The 21,122-nt window shown below is 42.7% G+C and carries 18 protein-coding genes; all 18 read left to right on the forward strand.

Going from position 1 to position 21,122, the window contains the following annotated elements:
- The first annotated feature begins 70 nt into the window (after window positions 1–70).
- The 18 genes from ruvA to ACQ93I_RS02975 all read left to right on the forward strand — a co-directional run bounded on the left by ruvA (window position 71) and on the right by ACQ93I_RS02975 (window position 21,107).
- A complete protein-coding gene (ruvA, locus tag ACQ93I_RS02890) occupies window positions 71–652 on the forward strand; it encodes a Holliday junction branch migration protein RuvA (protein WP_266068403.1) in 582 nt (193 codons plus the stop codon).
- Window positions 649–7,803, forward strand: a complete 7,155-nt coding sequence (gene sprA / locus ACQ93I_RS02895; RefSeq protein WP_431697057.1) for a cell surface protein SprA — start codon at window positions 649–651, stop codon at window positions 7,801–7,803. The genes ruvA and sprA overlap by 4 nt, the downstream gene beginning before the upstream one ends.
- 59 nt (window positions 7,804–7,862) lie before the next feature.
- Window positions 7,863–8,243, forward strand: a complete 381-nt coding sequence (gene gcvH, locus ACQ93I_RS02900; protein WP_431697058.1) for a glycine cleavage system protein GcvH — start codon at window positions 7,863–7,865, stop codon at window positions 8,241–8,243.
- Window positions 8,233–8,646: a VanZ family protein gene (locus ACQ93I_RS02905; protein ID WP_431697059.1), complete on the forward strand. Its 414-nt coding sequence runs from the start codon at window positions 8,233–8,235 to the stop codon at window positions 8,644–8,646. Before gcvH ends, ACQ93I_RS02905 begins: the two co-directional genes overlap by 11 nt.
- 33 nt (window positions 8,647–8,679) lie before the next feature.
- The gene (locus tag ACQ93I_RS02910) at window positions 8,680–9,405 is read left to right on the forward strand and encodes an energy transducer TonB (RefSeq protein ID WP_266068407.1); all 726 of its coding nucleotides are present in this window, start codon (window positions 8,680–8,682) and stop codon (window positions 9,403–9,405) included.
- Window positions 9,406–9,614: 209 nt separating this feature from the next.
- A complete protein-coding gene (locus tag ACQ93I_RS02915; RefSeq protein ID WP_431697060.1) occupies window positions 9,615–10,331 on the forward strand; it encodes an energy transducer TonB in 717 nt (238 codons plus the stop codon).
- A 126-nt stretch (window positions 10,332–10,457) separates the two neighbouring features.
- Entirely contained in the window at window positions 10,458–12,569 is a 2,112-nt protein-coding gene (locus ACQ93I_RS02920; protein ID WP_431697061.1) for a gliding motility protein RemB, read from the forward strand.
- A 114-nt stretch (window positions 12,570–12,683) separates the two neighbouring features.
- The gene (gene cyoE / locus ACQ93I_RS02925; protein WP_431697062.1) at window positions 12,684–13,586 is read left to right on the forward strand and encodes a heme o synthase; all 903 of its coding nucleotides are present in this window, start codon (window positions 12,684–12,686) and stop codon (window positions 13,584–13,586) included.
- Window positions 13,577–14,158 (forward strand): cytochrome c oxidase subunit 3, encoded by a 582-nt coding sequence (locus ACQ93I_RS02930; protein WP_431697063.1) that lies wholly within the window; start codon window positions 13,577–13,579, stop codon window positions 14,156–14,158. Before cyoE ends, ACQ93I_RS02930 begins: the two co-directional genes overlap by 10 nt.
- A gap of 46 nt (window positions 14,159–14,204) precedes the next feature.
- On the forward strand, window positions 14,205–15,185 hold the full coding sequence (locus ACQ93I_RS02935) for a cytochrome c oxidase subunit 3 (protein ID WP_431697064.1): 981 nt from the start codon (window positions 14,205–14,207) through the stop codon (window positions 15,183–15,185).
- Between the two features lie 18 nt (window positions 15,186–15,203).
- Entirely contained in the window at window positions 15,204–15,566 is a 363-nt protein-coding gene (locus ACQ93I_RS02940; protein ID WP_266068416.1) for a cytochrome C oxidase subunit IV family protein, read from the forward strand.
- Window positions 15,567–15,642: 76 nt separating this feature from the next.
- Complete coding sequence (locus ACQ93I_RS02945; protein WP_431697065.1) at window positions 15,643–16,296, forward strand: hypothetical protein; 654 nt, start codon at window positions 15,643–15,645, stop codon at window positions 16,294–16,296.
- Window positions 16,296–17,033, forward strand: a complete 738-nt coding sequence (locus ACQ93I_RS02950) for an SCO family protein (protein WP_431697066.1) — start codon at window positions 16,296–16,298, stop codon at window positions 17,031–17,033. Before ACQ93I_RS02945 ends, ACQ93I_RS02950 begins: the two co-directional genes overlap by 1 nt.
- Complete coding sequence (locus tag ACQ93I_RS02955; protein WP_431697067.1) at window positions 17,023–17,556, forward strand: DUF420 domain-containing protein; 534 nt, start codon at window positions 17,023–17,025, stop codon at window positions 17,554–17,556. Before ACQ93I_RS02950 ends, ACQ93I_RS02955 begins: the two co-directional genes overlap by 11 nt.
- Before the next feature lie 4 nt (window positions 17,557–17,560).
- Complete coding sequence (locus ACQ93I_RS02960; RefSeq protein ID WP_431697068.1) at window positions 17,561–17,788, forward strand: hypothetical protein; 228 nt, start codon at window positions 17,561–17,563, stop codon at window positions 17,786–17,788.
- Between the two features lie 115 nt (window positions 17,789–17,903).
- On the forward strand, window positions 17,904–18,605 hold the full coding sequence (locus ACQ93I_RS02965; protein ID WP_431697069.1) for an ABC transporter ATP-binding protein: 702 nt from the start codon (window positions 17,904–17,906) through the stop codon (window positions 18,603–18,605).
- Window positions 18,598–19,842, forward strand: a complete 1,245-nt coding sequence (locus ACQ93I_RS02970) for an ABC transporter permease (protein ID WP_431697070.1) — start codon at window positions 18,598–18,600, stop codon at window positions 19,840–19,842. The genes ACQ93I_RS02965 and ACQ93I_RS02970 overlap by 8 nt, the downstream gene beginning before the upstream one ends.
- A 2-nt stretch (window positions 19,843–19,844) precedes the next feature.
- Window positions 19,845–21,107 carry an ABC transporter permease gene (locus tag ACQ93I_RS02975; RefSeq protein WP_431697071.1) on the forward strand — a complete coding sequence of 421 codons (1,263 nt, stop codon included), beginning with the start codon at window positions 19,845–19,847 and terminating at the stop codon, window positions 21,105–21,107.
- The last annotated feature ends 15 nt before the right edge of the window (window positions 21,108–21,122 follow it).

Raw genomic sequence — 21,122 nt, forward strand, 5'->3', positions numbered from 1 at the left:
GCCGTGGGGTTTTCCTGTTTTTCTATCCTCCAAATTTCATTACATTTGACGCCATAACTGTCTACTTTTCATGATCTATAGTATTAAAGGCCGCCTGGTTGAAAAAAATCCGACGAATGTAGTGATCGATTGCAACGGGGTTGGGTATTTTATTCATATTTCCCTTAACACCTATTCCCAAATTCCTTCAGAGGAATCCCTGCAGTTGTACACCCACCTTCAGGTAAAAGAAGATTCGCATACCCTGTATGGTTTCTGGGGAAAAACCGAGCGGGAAATTTTCAGGCTTTTGATCTCAGTTTCAGGAGTGGGCGCAAGTACTGCCCGTAGCATGTTATCTTCCCTTGAACCGGGGCAAATTATGGAAGCGATCGCTGCAGGTGATGTGGCTACCATTCAGGGAATTAAAGGCATTGGGGCTAAAACGGCGCAGCGGGTGATCATTGATCTTAAAGACAAAATTGTAAAAGTATTTGGTATTGATGAAGTTTCAGCAACTCAGAGCAATACAAATCGTGAAGAAGCGTTATCAGCATTAGAGACCCTTGGGTATACACGAAAGCAATCAGAAAAAGTTGTGGAGAAAATTGTGAAGGCAGAACCCGATGCTTCAGTGGAATCTCTTATAAAGCAGGCACTTAAAAAACTATGACTCCTTTGGAGCAAAATTATAATTCCAGGTTTTGGCTTACAATTTCCCTTGCATTCCTTGGTGTGCTGGTATTTTCTTCGCCTGCCCTGGCACAGGATACACTCGTTCAACAGGACACTACAAAAACAGGATATTCTCTGGGGAAACTCAGGTTGCCTAATCCCAATAGCATAGTTGCTTCCTATACCTATGATCCCGTGCTGGATCGTTATGTTTATACCGAAACCCTGGGAAGGCTGAATATCACCGCACCACTCATTCTTACTCCGCAAGAATACCAGGAGTTGGTGATTCAGGAAGGAATGCAGCAGTACTTTAAAGAAAAATCTGATGCACTTTCAGGAAGAAAAGAAGGTACAGAGGAAGGGCAGCGAGATCTGCTTCCCGGTTTTTATGTGAATTCAGATTTCTTTCAGAATATTTTTGGCGGTGGCGACATAGAATTTATTCCGCAGGGATCGGTCGCGCTTGATCTGGGAGTGCTGTACTCCAAAAGAGATAATCCTGCGTTCTCACCGCGAAACAGAAGTTCCTTTACTTTTGACTTTGATCAGCGCATTCAGTTAAGCCTTTTGGGAAATGTTGGAGAACGCCTTAAGGTAACTGCCAACTACGATACCGAATCTACTTTCGATTTTCAAAACCAGTTAAAGCTGGAATATACACCTACCGAAGATGATATCATTCAGAAGATCGAGGTGGGGAATATCACTATGCCGCTCAACTCGGCTTTGATACAGGGTGCGCAGAGTTTGTTTGGGATCAAGACCCAGCTTCAGTTTGGTAAAACCACAATAACGGGAGTTTTTTCAGAACAAAAGAGCGAACGGCGAACCGTGAATGTAGAAGGTGGTGCAACCGTGCAGGAGTTTGATAAATTCGCTATTGAATATGATGAGAATAAGCACTTTTTCCTCGCTCATTACTTTCGCGATCAATATGATGAAGCTCTTGAAAACTACCCTTTCATAAATTCTAGTGTTCAAATTACAAGGGTGCAGGTTTGGGTTACCAACAGGACAAACAATGTTCAAAATCTTACCAACACCAGGAATATTGTCGCTATACAGGATCTGGGGGAAGCCCCGGTACCTGGAAATATTGGGTTGGAAAATGCGCCGGCTGGTTTCTTTAACCGTCCCGAAGGTTCCTTTGCCGATAACCGTAATAATGATCTTAACCCCTTTGGAATAACAGGACCTCAGGAATCTGTTCTTACCCCGGCAATAAGAGATGTGGCCAGGGTAGAATCTGGTTTCGGCGGTTTGCAGGTTTCGGAAGGAAGAGATTACGTGAAACTGGAAAATGCACGGCAGTTAAAACCTACAGAATACAGGCTGGATACCAGGCTTGGATATATCTCCCTTAATCAAAGGCTGGCGAGCGATGAGATTCTTGCAGTGGCTTTTCAATACACCGTAGGGGGAGAAGTTTACCAGGTGGGAGAATTTGCCAGTGATGGGATTGACGCTTCTGGAGGCACGGGAATAGAATCTTCTGTCTCTCAAAACCTGGTGGTGAAAATGCTGAAGAGCTCGGTTACCAATGTAGATGAGCCGGTGTGGGATCTTATGATGAAAAACATCTACAACCTGGCGGCATTCAATCTGGAGCGGGAAGATTTCAGGATGAACATTGTTTATACCGATCCTCAGCCCCTCAATTACATAACGGGAGTTGACGGTGTTCCTCTGCCTGAAGATGTAGAGCAAACCACACTTTTGAGAGTATTTAATCTCGATAATCTAAATGTTGCGGGAGACCCAATTTCGGGTGGCGACGGTTTTTTCGACTTTGTGCCGGGAATCACTATTAATGCTGAAACAGGAAATATTATTTTCACTTCGGTAGAACCCTTCGGAAGTTATCTCTTTAGAAAACTCGATCCCAATCCCAACACGGGTTCTGAAATGTATGAGCTTCCCGAAACCTGGAATGCCAATCAGCAGAAGTACGTTTTTAGGGCGCTTTATGAAACTACCAAGACCCAGGCGGAACAGGAGCAGGCCGAAAAGAATAAATTTCAGCTTCGCGGGCGTTACAAATCTTCAAATGTTGAAGGAATTTCGATAGGAGCCTTTAATGTTCCGCAGGGATCGGTTACTGTAACGGCGGGAGGTCGTGTACTGCAGGAAGGGGTAGATTATGTGGTGAACTACCAGTTTGGAAGGGTCCAGATCCTGGATGAAGCTTTACTGGCCTCAAATATTCCCATTCAAATATCAACAGAGAATAATGCCCTTTTTGGGCAGCAAACAAAACGTTTTACCGGGATTAACGTGGAGCATCTCTTCAATGAGAACTTCCTGATGGGGGCAACTTATTTAAACCTGAATGAACGCCCGTTAACTCAAAAATCGAACTACAGTTATGAGCCCATCAATAACACCATCCTGGGGCTCAACCTGAATTACTCTACCGAATTGCCCTTTTTGACACGCTGGGTGAATAAACTTCCCAATATTGATACCGATGTGGTTTCTAATTTGTCGCTGCGCGGGGAAGTTGCATATTTAATTCCGGGAGCACCAAAAGGAAGTGAATTTGATGGTCGTGCTACCACTTATGTAGATGATTTTGAAGCCGCACAAACCTCTATAGCTATTGACAATCCGCTCGGTTGGGAACTTTCAAGTGTGCCGCTTGGTTTTGGAGGTGAACTGGCTAACGGAAACCTGGCAACCAATTACAAAAGAGCCAAACTGGCCTGGTACAGTATAGATCCTGTTTTCTACGGAAGCAGCAGGCCTTCGGGAGTTTCAGATTCCGATCTTTCCAGCTATGCTAGCCGCAGGGTGTTCTTAAATGAGATCTTCCCTAATGTAGATGTGGTGCAGGGACAGTCTCAGGTGCTTTATACGCTAGATCTTGCCTATTATCCAAACATGAGGGGGCCGTACAATTTTAATCCGCAGGCTGCCGGCGGAAATGCCCTGCCAAACCCTGCAGAGAATTTTGGAGGCATCAGCCGGGCTATCAATTCGACCAACTTTGAGCAGAGCAATGTTGAATACATCGAATTCTGGATGATGGATCCCTTCCTGTATTCAGAAAATGCTGGAAATAACGGCGGAAAGCTTGTCTTTAACCTCGGAAATATTTCCGAAGATGTTTTAAAGGATGGTAGGAAACAATATGAAAATGGTCTCCCTGTAAATGGAGGTGTAGAAAATACTACTTCTACCGAATTTGGTAAGGTGCCATCAAACCAGTCGCTTATTTATGCTTTTAATACTGAAGGGCAGGAAAGGCTGAATCAGGATGTAGGTTACGATGGACTTTCAGATGTCGAAGAAGCTGTGCAATATTCCGGTTTTGGAAACCTTCCCGATCCTGCAGCCGATAATTACGATTACTTCTTGAATGCTTCCGGAGGGATTTTAGAGCGCTACTACGATTACAACGGGATTGATGGTAACTCCCCGCCAGATGTTACCAACACTAATCGCGGTAACAGCACGCTTCCTACGGTTGAAGATCTTAACCGCGACAATACCATGAACACGGTTGACAGCTACTACGAATATGAGGTGCCTGTTTTCCCGAACATGAATATTGATAACAGCCGGTACGTGACCGATGTGAAGAACTTCAGCATAAGTTTGCCTAACGGGCAGGAGATGCCGGTGAGATGGCTGCAATTTAAAGTCCCGATTTATGAGCCTACTGCGGCCAAAGGCGGGATTGGTGACTTCAGGTCTATCAGGTTTATGCGAATGTTTGTGACCGACTTTGAGCAACCTACCGTGCTGAGGTTTGGAACTATGGATCTGGTGCGCGGAGACTATCGCAGGTATACCCAGACCCTCGATCCAGATAAATCTGACCCGGTTAATGAGAATACTACCTTCACGGTTTCTTCGGTAAGTATTGAAGAGAACGAGAACAGGCAGCCAATTCCGTATGTACTGCCTCCGGGAGTAGATCGTGAAGAATTGATGAATAACAATACCCAGGTGAGACAGAATGAACAGTCGCTTGCTGTTAATGTTTGTGATCTTGAACCACAGGATTCCCGTGGTGTTTATAAGAATTTCCAGCTAGACATGCGGCAGTATAAAAACCTGGAAATGTTCATTCACGCTGAACCCGTAGTGAACCGCCTAAAATGGCAGGAAGGGGAGTTGGTGGCCTTCGTGAGGATTGGTACAGACTTTACCGATAATTTCTACCAGATCGAAATCCCGCTGAAACCAACAGAATTCGGAGCAGTTTCAGCTTCTGAGATCTGGCCTGTAGAAAACCGGATGATTTTGCCGCTGGAACTGCTGCAGGAAGTGAAAGCTACTGTTATTGGAAACCCTGAATTAGTCTCTACCGAGCTTAATTTCTTTAGTGAGGCAGGAGATAGGGTCACAGCCGATACACCTTACGAAGTTGGCCAGTTGAGAATTGGGATCAAAGGGAATCCAAGTTTCGGTAATGTTAGGATGCTCATGCTGGGTGTCAAAAATGGCCTTTCTGAAGCCTCTTCCAGGAATTTGTGCGGGGAAGTCTGGTTCAATGAACTTCGGCTTTCTGAGCTTAACAACCAGGGTGGGTGGGCAGCAATCGTGAATATGGATGCTAACGTAGCCGATTTTGCAAACCTTTCGGCTACCGGAAGAAAAAGCACGGTAGGTTTTGGTTCTCTCGAACAAGGGCCTAACCAAAGAAGCAGGGAAGACTTTTTGCAATATGATGTGGTGAGTAATCTAAACATGGGGCAGCTGCTACCTAGAAATTGGGGATTGAGAATTCCGGTGAGTTACAGCTACGGCGAAGAATTGATCACTCCAAAATATGACCCCGAATTCCTTGACCTGGAACTGGAAACAGTACTTGACAATGCCGCCACAGATGAGATTAGAGATGATCTACAGGAAAGAGCCGAAGATTATACCCGTCGTCAAAGCATCAATGTAATAGGGCTACGAAAAGAACGTGTAGATGAGGATAAGCCTATGCCGTATGATATCGAAAACTTAAGTGTTTCGGGAAGTTACAATCAGGTAGATCACAGGGATTTTGAGATAGAAGATGCTTTTGATCAAACCGTAAGGGTGGGGGCGACCTACGATTATACTTTTGCACCAGTGAATATTGAGCCGTTGCGGAATGTTAAAGCCCTGGATAGCAGTGCGTATCTTGCACTTTTAAGGGATTTCAACTTCAATGTTTTCCCGTCGAACATTACAGCGACTTCTACAATTTTCAGGCAGTACAATGAGCAGAAGTTCAGGGAGATCAACCTGCCACCAGGTTTCCTTAACGGTATTCCCACGCTTTATCAAAGGAATTTCCTGTTTGACTGGCAATACACTATCAATTACAACTTTACGAAAAGCCTAAGGCTCAATTTTGATTCTTCAACCAACAGAGTGGTGAGGAATTATTTTGATGATGAAAATAATCCCGATACCACTACGAGGGTTTGGGACGGATTCTTTAATACGGGTATTCCAAATCAACATTTCCAGTCGCTGCAAATCAATTACGATCTACCGTTGTCGAAGATCCCTGCGCTTGGTTTTCTTAAAACTACTTATTCCTATACCGGTAACTTCCAGTGGGAACGTGGTTCTGAGATCTTCGAAACTCTTGAAAATGTTCCCGATCTTGGTAACAGTATTCAAAACTCGAATGTTCACCAGATAAGTGCAAACCTGGAGATGCAGACGCTTTATGATTATATTGGGCTCAAGAAAAGAACCCGACCCGGTGGAGGGCCCAATACCATTGAAGAGCGGAGTAAGGCAGTGCCAACATTGGGCAATAAACCCACAGCGCCATCGCAGGCAGATGTTGCCAGGCTTGGTGCAGGTGATAGAACTTACAATACCCTGGTTGGCCTTCTCACTTCAATAAGAAGAATTCAGGTGAACTACCAGGAGAACAACGGGATCTTTTTACCGGGATATACCAATGATATTGGCTTTTTGGGCACCTGGAATCCTACTCTCGGCTTTACTTTAGGTAGCCAGGAAGACGTTAGGTACATGGCTGCGCGTAAGGGCTGGCTTACTTTGTATGAAGACTTTAATCAGCAGTACACCGAGGTGGAAAATGAGCAGCTGGGCATTAATGCTGAAGTTTCTCTCCTGCCCAATCTTACCATCCAGTTAACAGCCAACAGGTTGTATTCTGAAACCTTTCAGGAGAATTTCAGGGTAACGGGAGAACAGTATAATCCGCTTACGCCGCTTACTTTTGGTAACTTCAGTATTTCCACGATTTTGCTTAAGACCGCTTTTAATCAAACTTCGGCTGAATCCTCGGCTACTTTTCAGGAGTTTAGGGAGAACAGGCTGGCTGTGGCGAGAAGGCTGGCCGTAGCTAATGGATTAGACCCCAATGAAACCGATGCAGAAGGTTATCCGTTAGGTTTTGGTAGGAACAGTCAGAACGTCCTACTACCGGCGTTTTTGGCGGCTTATTCGGGAGCCGATCCCGATGATGTTAGCCTGGGAGCTTTTAAGGATTTTCCTCTTCCCAACTGGAACCTTAAGTACACTGGCTTTATGCGCCTGCCCTGGTTCAGAAAGAATTTCAAGAGATTCTCGGTGAATCATGGTTATACTGCCGGGTATACGGTTAACCAGTTCCAAAGCAATTTAGATTATAAGCCTGCCAATCCTCGAGAGGTTGATCAGGCCGGGAATTACAAGAGTGAGCTGTTGTTTTCAAACATTAATCTTACCGAACAGTTTAGTCCGCTTGTGCGGGTAGACCTGGAAATGGCAAATTCGATCAAAATTTTAGCCGATATTCAGAAAGACAGGGCGTTGTCACTGAGCTTTGACAACAACCTGCTTACCGAAATCAACGGAAACCAATATACCCTTGGGCTGGGATACCGCATAAAAGATTTAAAAATAGACACGAAGTTTGGAGGGCGTCAAAGGATACTGAGCAGCGACCTTAACTTTAAAGCGGATGTTTCTTACCGGCACAATGAGACGGTAATTAGATATCTCGATATTGATAATAGCCAGGTGACGGCGGGGCAGGATATATGGGCTATTTATTTTAAGGCAGATTATGCCCTTTCCAAGAACCTTACAGCCGAAATATATTACGATCACAGTTTCTCTGAATATGCCATTTCCACCGCATATCCGCAAACCACCATACGTTCGGGCGTAACTTTGAGATATAACTTCGGAAATTAAAAGGCGACGCTTGACTAAAAGGATTAAAAAATTACCTTTGTTATAATAAATTCCTAACCATGAAAATTCCAAAAGATTTAAAGTACACCAATGATCACGAATGGGTGAGAATTGAAGGAGATGTTGCAATAGTAGGTATTACCGATTTTGCCCAGGGTGAGCTGGGAGATATTGTTTATGTTGAAGTAGAGACTGTAGATGAAACCCTTGATAGAGAAGAGGTTTTTGGTACTGTTGAAGCTGTAAAAACAGTGTCTGATCTATTTGCACCACTTTCTGGAGAGATCATCGAATTCAATGAGAGCCTTGAAGACGAACCGGAAAAAGTAAATTCTGATCCTTACGGCGAAGGCTGGATGGTGAAGATCCGTTTTAGCGAGCCATCTCAATTAGACGATCTTTTGAGTGCCGAAGAATATACAGAAATTGTTGAGGGTTAAACTCCTTTTCTTTTTTCCGGCCTTAATTTACACGGGCCTAATACTATACCTGTCTCTCATTAACCTGGCCGATACTCCGGTAAAGGACCTGGGGATGAGCGATAAAACCATGCATGGTGGTGCCTATTTTGGTCTTGGCCTGCTGTGGATGCTATTCGGCCTTTTTACTTTTGAAGAAAAAGGCCTTTTTAAGAGGATAATGTTTATTTCCCTGGCTTCAGTTGCTTTTGGCATTTTTATTGAGTTTCTTCAGGGTGTAATAACCAGTTATCGTCAACCGGATCTTTTTGATATTCTTGCTAATACTATCGGAGTGGTAGTGGCCGCAATTGTCGTTTGGATCCTTAGGAAAAATCTAACGAGGTTAAAAGCTAAGATAAATTTAGTTTTAATGAAAAATTAATTATTTTAGCCAACCTATAATTAAAACGGAATTATGAAACCCAAAAAGAACCCAAAAGCTGATTTGTCCAGGAGAAGCGTTCTGTTCTTCCAGATTGGAATGATCGTGATGCTTTTTGTCACCTGGCAGGCGATTGAGTGGAAAACCTACGACAAGGAAGCTATTGATACCGGAATGGTTGATATGGATGCCTTTGAGGAGGAAGATGTACCAATCACCGAATTGAATACGCCACCACCACCACCACCGCCACCACCACCACCAGCACCCGAGGTTATCGAGATCGTAGAAGATGAAGAAGAGGTTGAAGAGACCGTGATCGAATCTACCGAGACTAACCAGGAGGAAATCGTGGAAGTTGAAGAAGTAGAGGTTGTTGAAGAAGAGGAAGAAATTGGGGACGTTCCGTTTGCAGTTATTGAAGATGTACCGGTTTTTCCAGGATGTGAAAATGAAAAGAACAACGAGGCTCGTAAAAACTGTATGAGTGAAAAGATCAATGATTTCGTAAACCGTAGATTTGATACAGGTTTGGGAAGTGATCTTGGTCTTTCAGGAATTAACAGAATTTACGTTCAGTTCAGGATTGAAAAGAACGGTGCTGTAACTGTGTTAGGGGCACGTGCTCCACACCCACGCCTACAGCAGGAAGCTGAAAGAGTAGTGAATATGCTACCTAAGATGCAACCTGGTAAACAACGTGGTCAACCGGTTGGGGTATTATACTCTCTGCCTATTACCTTTAGAGTACAGGACTAATTTAGTCTCATAACATATTTAAAAATCCCGCAGCAACTGCGGGATTTTTTTTGCTTTAAACTTTTTGTTTTTATCGATGAAAGGCCTGATTTTCAACAGGCTGCTGCTCTTCGGTCTAATTATTGATGTTGTGTTATAGATGTTGTTAAAAAGATGTTTTTAATATCTTTTTTTAATCTGGAAATTCACTAATCTATAAATATATCATTATGAAAAACAAGAAAAGTGCAAAAGCAGATCTTTCAAAAAGAAGCATCTTATTTTTTCAGCTCGGGCTGGTCCTGGCCCTGTTCCTGGCGTGGCAACTCATAGAATGGCAGGTTTCTTCGGCACCGGTATCGCAGCAAGATCTCGTTGTGGCCTATGCATTTGAAGAAGAGCCTGTTCCGGTGACGCAGGTAGAAGACGTAAAACCACCCGAACTTCCGAAGGAAATTACTGAAGAGGTGGAGATCATTAAAGATGACGTCGAAAAGGAGGAAACCCTGATAGCGCCTACAGAAACTCCCGAAAAGATCCTGAAAGTGGCCGAAGTGGAGTTTGTTGATGAAGAAGAAAAAATAGAAGAATATAATATTCACGCAGTAGAGGAGGTGCCAGTATTCCCCGGATGTGAAAACCTCAAAAATAACGATGCCCGCAAACAATGCTTTGGCGAGCAGGTGAACCGGCTGGTGGGTCGCACCTTTGATAAGGCTTTGGGAGAGAAACTGGGGCTTAGTGGGCTGCACCGCATCTATGTGAGCCTTAAAGTACAAAAAGACGGTACGGTGAAAGCTATTGGGGCGCGTGGGCCTCACCCAAAACTGGAAGAAGAAGCTATACGGGTTATAAATGCTTTCCCTGAGTTAATTCCGGGGAAGCAGGGTGGTCAACCGGTGGGGGTAATTTATTCATTGCCCATTGTGTTTAGGATTCAGGAATAAAAGAGTGTCAAAAATGGCATTTTTGATCCCGCAGTTAGCTGCGGGATTTTTTTGCGTGAAGGAAATCCATCAGATACTTAAAAAAATGTATCTTTCCCCTGTAATCCATTCAGCTTTGTGCAGGATATGACTAGATTTTACCCGCTCCTCATCTTTTTCCTTCCGCTTTTTGTTTTTCCCCAGACCTTTAAAGGGGATCCGGAGAGATTTCCGCAGTTTTCGGAATGCAGGGAGGTGGGTTTTGATAAACAGGAACTTTGTTTTAATACTACCCTAAAAAGCAAGATTAAAGAGGGATTTATATTGCCCGCTGTTGTTGCTGAAGACAACTATCAGGGTGAAATGGTGGTACTTTTTGAAGTTACCAGTGACGGAAATTTTCAGGTTAACTACATCAATGCCGCCTACCCCGAACTAAAGGCGGAGTTAAACCGCATTTTTGAGACCCTTCCGAAGATCTCCCCTGCCACATATAACAGCCGGCCCATTGATATGCAGTTTCGTATGCCCATAAATATTCCATTAGAAGCCGGAGCACCTTCCGCAGTTATTGAGGAAGAGAATGTGAGCGTTGTAAAAGCAGAGGTACCGGAACCGCAGGAAGAAATTGATATTACCACAGAGTACGAGCAGATAAAGCCACTGGATTTTAATCATCCAAGATTAGATAGTGATATTAATATTCCGCTCTCGCACGAGTTTTACAGTCGGTTTGAAGATGAGGTGAACATGGTGGGGACTAATTTCCATTCGGCTTCCAAACCTTTTTTGTTTTCAGAAGTAAAAGATTACTACAACTTTGAAGAAGAACTGCTGGGGCTTCAAAAACCTGTCACCTCCTGGGTGGGGAGAAAGGTGTGGAATGAGCATCTATTTAAATTTCAGGGAGAAGGGTATTGGTTTACGGTAGATTTTGGGCTTGATGTGCAGGTGGGGAAAGACCTTGATAGTGAGTTGGACGTAACCTACAACAACACACGGGCAGCCATCTTCCAGGGTGGTTTGGGTAAGAATTTAAATTTTTACTCAGTGGTTTACGAGAACCAGGGAAGGTTTGCCGATTATTTTAACCGTTACGCCGAATCAATAAGACCCGGGAACGAAGGTGCTGCTATTATTCCCGGCCGTGGTATTGCCAAACCTTTTATGGGGCAGGGATATGACTATCCTGTCGCCGAAGGCTATCTTTCTTTTAGTCCCGGGAAATTCTTTAACCTTCAGTTTGGTCATGGGAAGAATTTTATTGGTGATGGGTACAGATCTTTGCTGTTGAGCGATAATGCTTCTCCATATCCATTTTTTAAACTGAATACCACTTTCTGGAAAATAAAATACACTAACACCTGGATGTCTTTGCGAGATGTTCGCCCAGAGGTAACGGGTGAAGGTTCCTACCGTACCAAGTTTATGGCGAACCATTATTTGAGCTACAATGTCACAAAACGGCTTAATATTGGCTTTTTTGAATCGGTAATGTGGGAGAATGACAATAACCGCGGCTTTGATCTTAATTACCTCAATCCTATAATTTTTTACAGGGCTATCGAATTTTCTACCGGGGCGCAGGCAGGTAATGCCATTATTGGTCTCACCGGAAAATATAAGTGGAGCAGCAGTTTTCTTACCTATGGGCAGTGGCTTATTGATGAGTTTTCTTCTACTGATGTTTTTGGAGGCGAGGGCAGTTGGAAAAATAAACACGGCTTTCAGGTAGGGGCAAAATATTTTAATGCATTCAATATTCAGGATCTTCACTTGCAGCTTGAATACAATCAGGTGCGGCCTTATACCTATTCGCACAATACCATCACGCTTAATTATGGCCATGCAAATCAATCTATGGCGCATTTGTGGGGGGCGAATTTCAGGGAATTGGTGGCTATAGCCCGCTACAAAACCGGGAGGTACTATGGTCATGTAAAAGCCATCTATGGGGAACGCGGCTTTGATTTTCTTGAGAATGGCGCTTATTATGGCGGAAATATCTATCGAACCGAGGAAGACCGGCCTTTTGAAACAGGTGTGGAAATAGGGCAGGGCAATACCACCCAATCATTTTTTTCGCAAGCTGAAGTAGGATATATTGTTAATCCGGTGACTAACCTGAAGTTCTTCGGAAGTTTTATTTACCGGAACTTTGATCCTGAAGTAAACACCGTAAATAATTTTAAAAATACCACCTACTGGTTCAATATTGGGTTGCGCACCGATATTTTTAACTGGTATTACGATATGTAGTACCTATAAGATATTGATTATCAATATTTATATTTTCTTCAGTTTTAAATTTAACGCTGTCAGGTTCTTGGTAAAAACCAATTAAGAAGTATCTTTGCGCCAAAATTGCCATTTTTGGAAAACACCCAAGTACATAGTCCGTCCGTATCCCTGGTAAGCGATCTTAAGGAAATTACCAAAATGAGGCTGGCTATAAGCGTAGTATTTTCTTCGGTTGCCGGATATTTCTTAGGAGCAGAATCTATTGATTTTCTTACAGTGATCATGCTGGCTATTGGAGGATACTGCCTGGTTGGAGCGTCAAACGCTTATAACCAGATCCTGGAAAAGGATCTTGATCTTTTAATGAAGAGAACTCGCAACAGGCCTGTTCCTTCGGGGAGAATGTCAATAAACACTGCGTTTGTTATTGCCAGTACCCTTACGGTGCTGGGTCTCATCATACTTTACCTCATTAATCCGCGTACGGCCATGTTTGGGGCAATAAGTATACTTCTGTATGTTAGTGTTTATACGCCTTTAAAAACCAAGACCCCACTTTCTGTTTTTGTAGGAGCTTTTCCTGGTGCTATCCCGTTTATGTTGGGGTGGGTGGCAGCTACGGGAGATTTTGGTATTGAGCCGGGAACCTTGTTCATGATTCAGTTCTTCTGGCAATTTCCGCATTTTTGGGCCCTGGGCTGGTGGTTGTATGACGATTATGCAAAAGGCGGGTTCTTTATGTTACCTACCGGAAAAAGAGATAAAGGAACTGCAGTGCAAATTGTGCTTTATACGCTGTGGACTTTGATCGTTTCCTTGATTCCGGCCACAGGAATGACAGGAGCCCTCTATATTACGCCGCTTTCTGCTGTTCTTGTGTTTCTTATTGGGTTGGGGATGTTATATTATGCAGTGCAGCTCTACAGGAAAAGAGATGAAAAATCGGCAAAGAAACTTATGCTTGCAAGTGTGTCTTACATTACCTTGCTGCAAATAATATATGTATTAGATAAATTAATTCGAGTATGGATTTAACACAGGGAACCAGTCAGCACAAGCAGGGCAGGGCAAAAAAGATGATGCTTTGGTTCGGGATTATAAGTATGGCCATGATGTTTGCCGGTCTTACCAGTGCCTATGTTGTAAGTAAAAACCGGCCCGACTGGCTTGCTGATCTTCAGTTGCCGGCTACTTTTATCTGGAGCACGCTGGTTATATTTTTGAGCAGCGTCACTTTTCACATTGCTGAAAAAGCGGTAAAACAGAACAAACACGGTCTGGCAACCATGGGTCTTGTTGGTACACTGGTGCTTAGCTTAATTTTTATCGGCCTGCAATTCCAGAGCTTTAACGAGCTGCTGGAAACCGGATATTTCTTTACCGGAAGTGCCAGTAGTGTAACCACTTCTTTCCTTTATTTGATTGTTGGGTCGCATTTAGTGCACCTTTTAGGAGGAATAATTGTACTTTTAGTAATAATTTATAACCATTTTAAACAGAAGTACTATGCAGGGCAAACACTTGGCTTAGAACTTGGTGCTACCTTTTGGCACTTTGTTGATGCCCTTTGGATTTACCTGTTTTTATTTTTATATTTCTTTAGATAAATAAAAAACCTATTTTTGCCCATACTTTAAAAATCAAACTCTTTCTATGGAAGCGACTGTTACCAGAACAGGTACCGAAGGAAAAACATGGGGCGGTGGGAATCAACCTTTGAAAGTGAGCTATGGTAAAATGATGATGTGGTTCTTCATCTTATCAGATGCGCTTACTTTTTCCGGTTTTCTTGCCTCTTACGGTTTTGCGAGATACAAATTTTCTAACAGCTGGCCGATTGCCGATGAGGTTTTTAACCACTTTCCGTTTTTGCATGGCGTAGATGCGCCCATGTATTACGTGGCCTTAATGACCTTTATCCTTATCTTTTCTTCTGTAACTATGGTTTTGGCGGTAGATGCCGGCCATAACATGAAAAAAGGTAAGGTAACCATATACATGTTGTTGACCATTATTGGAGGTATCATCTTCCTTGGGTCACAGGCATGGGAGTGGAAGAATTTTATTCAGGGTACCTATGGTGCTATTGAAACCCGGGGTGGTAATGTGCTGCAGGTTATAGATAATGATGGGCATCGCGTTGCACTGGATGAATTTGTGGTTGCTGCACCAAAAGAAAGGATACAACATGAGCGAACAAATGGCCTTTGGTTTACAGATGAGCCAACTTTGGCACGTTTCACAATGGATGATGTGCTTGCAGGATTTGAAGCTAATCCAAACCTTCTTATAAGAACACAGGAGTTAACCGAGACAGGAGAGAAAGTGATCTTAACAAGACAGGCGTCACTGGCAAAACTTGAGAGCGAGGGAATAGGAGTTATTGAGGGAGCAAACCTTCAAAAAAATGAATATGGAAATCCCCTTTTTGGAGACTTCTTCTTTTTCATCACTGGTTTCCACGGTTTTCACGTATTGACCGGGGTTTTGATTAATATCATCATCTTCTTCAATGTGCTTATTGGTACTTATGAGAGAAGAGGGCATTATGAAATGGTAGAAAAAGTTGGATTGTACTGGCACTTTGTAGACCTTGTATGGGTATTTGTATTTACTTTCTTCTATTTGGTATAATCTGGAATAAGAATTAAAATGGCACACGATACTACACACGCACACGAATCGAACTCTAAAAGGATCTGGACGGTATTTATAATCCTTTCGATCATTACTCTTGTAGAAGTTATCTTAGGGATCATCAAACCAGATTTTCTGGTGCATACCTACTTCGTTAGCTTGAAGTTGATCAACTGGATCTTCATTGTTCTTACAATATGGAAGGCTTATTATATTACCTGGGCCTTTATGCATATGGAGGGCGAGACCAAAGGGCTAAGACGCTCTGTGGTCTGGACCGCAGGCTTTCTCATTGTTTACCTCGTTTTTATTCTTCTTACTGAAGGAGATTATGTTCACGAGGTACTGCAGCGGGGGCAGGTGGCCTGGGATTTCTAAAAGTTAAAACATAAAGGAAAGGCGGTTTTAAAACCGCCTTTTTTTATTTTTGTACACATCTTTCCGGAAAGATAATATGAAAAAATTCTTTGTCATTTTTGTGCTTTTTGCACTTCCCCTTGGGGCTTATCTGTTCTTCGCTTCAGGAGTCAATAACTTTGCCCGTCTGCCTGTCCTTACTCAGGAAATTTATCAGCTGGAATCTTTTAGAAGCCTTGAAGGTGGCGAAGAGGAAGTGAGCTTTGATAAAAAGATCACAATTCTTGGTTTTCCCGGGGTCGAACCCATAGATTATATGAATAACGCCTATCACCTGGCTGAAAAAATCTATGATCCTTATGCCGAATTTAATGACTTTCAGTTTGTTTCGGTAGTTCCTGAAGGAAGTGAGGCGCAGGTAGAAGAGCTGAAGCTAAAGATTTCAAAAGTTATAGATCTCAAAAAGTGGAAATTTGTGACAGCTTCTTCCGAAGAGATCAACGCGCTGTTTGATAGCCTTAATACCAACCTCGAGCTTAATGGCGACCTCTCTACGCCAAATGTCTTTATTATTGATAAAGAAGGAAAATTACGCGGTAGGGATAAAGATGATGATGGGAACGAGCTTTTTGGCTACGATACCGGCTCAATTTATGTTCTCAACAATAAAATGACCGACGATGTAAAGGTTATTTTAGCTGAATATCGCCTCGAGCTTAAAAAGTACAATAAAGAGAATACTGAAGATTAATGAAAAATTACTCATACATAGGGCTATTCCTGGTAATCGTTATTTTTGGGATCATTGTAGTACCCGAGATCATTGACAGGGTGAATGAAGAGGAAACAGTTTCTTCAAACAGGTCTGATGGCCGGGAAGAACGGGCTGCTGCCAATGTTGATCTTGATTATATTATGGTGAATGAAGAAAAGAAGAAAGTCCCGCCATTCGAATTCATAGATCAACATGGAGACACCATCACCAATAAAGATTATGAAGGTAAGGTTTATATCGCCGAATTCTTCTTCTCTACCTGCCCAACTATTTGTCCCATTATGAAAGACAATTTGGTAGAAGTACAGGATGTATTTGCTTCCAATGAAGATTTTGGGATTGCTTCTTTTAGTATAGACACCCGCCATGATACGCCCCAGGTTCTCAAAGAATATGCGGTAAATAATAATATAAACCATCCTAACTGGCATTTAATGACAGGAGAGCAGGAAGATATTTATGATCTTGCTAATTCCGGCTTTAATATTTATGCCGGCGAAGATGAAAATGCAGCGGGCGGCTTTGCCCATTCAGGATATTTTGCCCTTGTAGATCGTGAGGGTTATATCAGGTCCCGAAAAGACTCTTTTGGAAACCCCATTATTTATTACAGGGGTTCTGTGCCTCGCAATGCAGTTGTGGAGCCGGGAGAGGAAGAGCCTCAAATTGATATACTTATTGCCGACGCTAAAAGACTTGTTGATGATAAATAGAAGTACAGATAAAGTAATGGTGCCTACCATAGTGGTGGTTTCCATCTTAGTGCCGGTGGCGGTGCTTATCTTGATGTATTTGCCAGAGCGGTATGATGTTTTGGGCGGAAGCTTTAAGAACTTCCCTCTTTTTCACGCTGTTCTTAATTTTTCTACTGCCATCTTTCTTATTGCCGGTTACTATGCAATGAAGGTGAAGGAGTTGATATGGCACAGGAACCTTATGATCTCGGCTTTTTTCCTGTCGGCGGTATTTTTGGTGAGTTACGTCATATCTAAAATAAGTAATGAACCCGTGCCTTATGGTGGGGAAGGGGTACTTAAGTATATTTATTTCTTTATTCTTATCACGCACATCCTGCTTTCGGCAATTATTGTCCCTCTCGTTCTGTTCACAATGTACCGCGGCCTTACAGGAGAGGTAGAGAAGCATCGTAAGATTGCCCGTTACACCTATCCAACATGGTTGTATGTTGCGGTGACGGGAGTGCTGGTGTATTTATTCATGGCTCCTTATTACTAAAGGTATGAAAGCAAGAATTTTTATTACTGCTATTTTTATTCTTTTCCTTTCGGTTGACGTTGAGGCACAGTGTGCTATGTGCCGTGCCGTACTTGAAACCGAACAGGGTCAATCTACTGCTGAAGGGATTAACGACGGGATCGTATATCTTATGATCTTTCCTTACTTATTAATGGCTGGAGTGGCCTATTTCATTTGGAAGTCCAGGAGAAAGAAACGTGTAGAAGAATAATTTCTTTCCTCTTAAAAATGGCATTTTCTTAAATCTTTTTTCAGAAAATGTAACATTTCCTGTTTTTACCAGTCTAATGGGTGCGCCCTTCATAGTAATTTGAATTACACCCGGTATGATTGAAATCAAAGATTTGCACAAATCCTATAAAACAGGAAGCAATTCCCTGCACGTACTTAAGGGGATAAATTTTAGTGTTGCTGAAGGAGAGCTGGTGTCTATTATGGGCTCTTCTGGCTCGGGCAAATCTACCCTGCTCAACATCCTTGGAATGCTTGATGAAGCCGATAGCGGCACTTACACCCTTGATGGGGTTCCTATTAAAAATCTTAATGAAAAAATTGCAGCCCGCTACCGCAATAAATTTCTGGGCTTCATTTTTCAGTCTTTTAACCTTATCAATTATAAAACTGCGTTAGATAATGTGGCCCTGCCTCTATATTACCAGGGCATGAAACGTAAAGAACGAATAGAGAAGGCAATGGCCTATCTCGATAAAGTAGGGCTTACTCCCTGGGCACAACATCTTCCGAATGAATTATCGGGAGGCCAGAAGCAAAGGGTGGCAATAGCCAGGGCTCTTGCAAGTGATCCAAAAGTGTTACTGGCCGATGAACCTACCGGTGCTCTTGATACTAAAACCTCTTATGAAGTTATGGATCTTATTCAGAAGATCAATGAAGAGGGGCGTACTATTCTCATTGTTACCCACGAGCATGATATCGCCGAAATGACAAAACGAATCGTCAACCTTAAAGACGGTTTGATCATAGATGATAAAAAAATAGATCAGATAAAAGCACTGCAACATGTTTGATCTTGAGCGTTGGGAAGAAATCTTTGATACAATTCGCAAGAACAAACTGCGAACCTTTCTCACAGGCCTCTCGGTAGCCTCGGGAATTTTTATCCTCGTTATATTATTAGGTTTGGGAGAGGGAATGAAAAATGGTATTTCTTCTGAATTTGAACGGGATGCATCCAATATTTTGTATATATGGACGGGTACTACCTCTGTGGAGTACAAAGGGCTTAATCCCGGGCGCAATATTCGGCTGAAGAATACAGATTTTCAAACCACGGCTCAGAAATATGAGAATGAACTGGAATTCAAATCCTCTGTGTACAGGATTTGGAATGGGGTGGTGACCTACAAGAAAGAATCGGGTTCTTATAGAGTGGAAGGAGTGCTGCCCGACTACCAGTTTCTTGAGAAGAGCAGTATGACCAAAGGGCGTTACATCAATTATTCAGATCACGACAATTATGAAAAGGTAGTGGTGATTGGAAACAGGGTGAGTAATGACCTTTTTAAAGAGGTAGATCCAATTGGCAGATACCTTGAGATTTCAGGCATAAATTTTAAAGTAATTGGAGTGTTCACAGATCCAGGGGGAGAGCGTGAAGAGAGTCGGGTATATGTGCCGTTGTCTACCGGCCAACGGGTCTTCAACGGACAGAATCATATTAATAATATGGCTTTTACCCTCGAACAAGAGGATAATTTTGAAGCAGCTCTTGCCGCCTCAAATAAATTCACTTCAGAATTAGAACAATTCCTGAAAGAACAACACAGTATAGCTCCCGAAGATAACCGGGCCGTGAATATCAATAATTCACTTGAAAACATGAAACGGTTCTATGACCTCATTAACATGATCAAGTTTTTCTTCTGGGGCGTGGGGATTTGTACCATTATCGCAGGAATTGTGGGGGTAAGCAATATCATGCTCATAATTGTAAAGGAACGCACCCGAGAAATAGGTGTAAGAAAAGCTTTGGGGGCAGAACCACTTTCTATAGTTGGAATGATCTTGCATGAATCTATTTTTGTCACTGCCATTGCAGGGTTGGTAGGGCTTATTGGAAGTTTAGCCTTGCTCGAACTGGTTGGGCCGCTTATAGAGACAAACTTTATATCGAACCCTTCGGTAGATTTTGGAATCGCACTAACCACAGTGGTCATTCTTATAGTTGCCGGAGCATTGGCGGGCTTTTTCCCTGCTTACAGGGCAGCGAAAATCAAACCTATTGTAGCATTAAGAGATGAGTAAGCATGTTTAGTAGAGATAATTGGGATGAAATACTGGAAGCTCTAAGTGCTAACTGGTTTAGAACCGTACTTACCGCTTTTGGGGTGCTGTGGGGAATTTTTATTCTCGTTATACTGCTTGCTGCCGGTAAAGGTCTGGAGAATGGAGTGAAGCAGGGATTTGGTGGAATGGCAACCAATTCTATGTTCATGTGGACCCAGGTAACTTCAAAGCCTTATAAAGGTCTGCCTAAAGGAAGAAGATACAACTTCAAAGTAGATGATGTGGCTGCCATTAAACGGGAAGTGCCAAATATGAGATTTGTTTCCCCGCGTAACCAGCTCGGCGGGTTTGGTGGAGGAAACAACGTGACCAGGGGATTGAACACCGGAGCTTTTAATGTTTACGGGGATTATCCTGAAATTATTCAGCAGGAACCTATGGATATCACTTCGGGCAGGTTCATTAATTATTCCGATATCAATGATAAACGGAAAGTGGCTGTGATAGGAGAGGGAGTGCGTACAACCTTGTATGAGCCAGGAGAGGAAGTGCTGGGGACCTATATCAAGGTAAGTGGGGTGAACTTTATGGTGATTGGTACCTATAAGAAGAAAGGTAATAATGGTAATGCCGAAGAAAATCAAAAACAGATCTACGTTCCTTTTACTGCTTTTTCTCAGGCCTTCAACATGGGGAACAATGTAGGTTGGATGGCCATTACCGCACAAGACGGGTCATCTATTACCAATCTTAAAGGTGACGTGATAGAGGTGATCAAGACCAGGCACTCTATACATCCCGAAGATGAAAGGGCAGTAGGGAATTTTGACCTTTTTGAAGAGTTTAATAAGATCAACGGATTGTTTGTTGCTTTAAAAGGTGTTGCTTATTTCGTCGGAATTCTGGTGCTGCTTTCGGGGATTATTGGGATAAGCAATATCATGCTTATTGTAGTTAAAGAACGAACCAACGAAATTGGTGTAAGGCGGGCGCTGGGTGCAACACCCTGGGCAATAAGAGGGCAAATTCTCATGGAATCCATTTTTCTAACTATTATTTCAGGTATGGCAGGCATTGTATTGGCTACAGGGGTAATAGCACTTGTGAACAAAGCTTTAAGCGGTATGGATACTTCAGAAATGATGTTCCTCAATCCAAGTGTAAACCTTGGCGTGGTGATAACAGCTCTCGCTATATTAATAATTTCAGGTCTACTGGCCGGTTTGATCCCTGCGCAAAACGCTATCAAGATCAAACCCGTAGATGCTTTAAGAACAGAATAGATTAAAAATAAATAG

This window comes from Salinimicrobium sp. WS361 (assembly GCF_050750585.1).
In the GTDB taxonomy this organism is placed as follows: domain Bacteria; phylum Bacteroidota; class Bacteroidia; order Flavobacteriales; family Flavobacteriaceae; genus Salinimicrobium.

Coding starts and splice junctions, on each gene's coding strand:
- ruvA (WP_266068403.1), top strand. CDS start 71: ATGATCTATAGTATTAAAGGCCGCCTGGTTGAAAAAAATCCGACGAAT.
- sprA (WP_431697057.1), top strand. CDS start 649: ATGACTCCTTTGGAGCAAAATTATAATTCCAGGTTTTGGCTTACAATT.
- gcvH (WP_431697058.1), top strand. CDS start 7,863: ATGAAAATTCCAAAAGATTTAAAGTACACCAATGATCACGAATGGGTG.
- ACQ93I_RS02910 (WP_266068407.1), top strand. CDS start 8,680: ATGAAACCCAAAAAGAACCCAAAAGCTGATTTGTCCAGGAGAAGCGTT.
- ACQ93I_RS02915 (WP_431697060.1), top strand. CDS start 9,615: ATGAAAAACAAGAAAAGTGCAAAAGCAGATCTTTCAAAAAGAAGCATC.
- ACQ93I_RS02920 (WP_431697061.1), top strand. CDS start 10,458: ATGACTAGATTTTACCCGCTCCTCATCTTTTTCCTTCCGCTTTTTGTT.
- ACQ93I_RS02930 (WP_431697063.1), top strand. CDS start 13,577: ATGGATTTAACACAGGGAACCAGTCAGCACAAGCAGGGCAGGGCAAAA.
- ACQ93I_RS02935 (WP_431697064.1), top strand. CDS start 14,205: ATGGAAGCGACTGTTACCAGAACAGGTACCGAAGGAAAAACATGGGGC.
- ACQ93I_RS02940 (WP_266068416.1), top strand. CDS start 15,204: ATGGCACACGATACTACACACGCACACGAATCGAACTCTAAAAGGATC.
- ACQ93I_RS02945 (WP_431697065.1), top strand. CDS start 15,643: ATGAAAAAATTCTTTGTCATTTTTGTGCTTTTTGCACTTCCCCTTGGG.
- ACQ93I_RS02950 (WP_431697066.1), top strand. CDS start 16,296: ATGAAAAATTACTCATACATAGGGCTATTCCTGGTAATCGTTATTTTT.
- ACQ93I_RS02955 (WP_431697067.1), top strand. CDS start 17,023: ATGATAAATAGAAGTACAGATAAAGTAATGGTGCCTACCATAGTGGTG.
- ACQ93I_RS02960 (WP_431697068.1), top strand. CDS start 17,561: ATGAAAGCAAGAATTTTTATTACTGCTATTTTTATTCTTTTCCTTTCG.
- ACQ93I_RS02965 (WP_431697069.1), top strand. CDS start 17,904: ATGATTGAAATCAAAGATTTGCACAAATCCTATAAAACAGGAAGCAAT.
- ACQ93I_RS02970 (WP_431697070.1), top strand. CDS start 18,598: ATGTTTGATCTTGAGCGTTGGGAAGAAATCTTTGATACAATTCGCAAG.
- ACQ93I_RS02975 (WP_431697071.1), top strand. CDS start 19,845: ATGTTTAGTAGAGATAATTGGGATGAAATACTGGAAGCTCTAAGTGCT.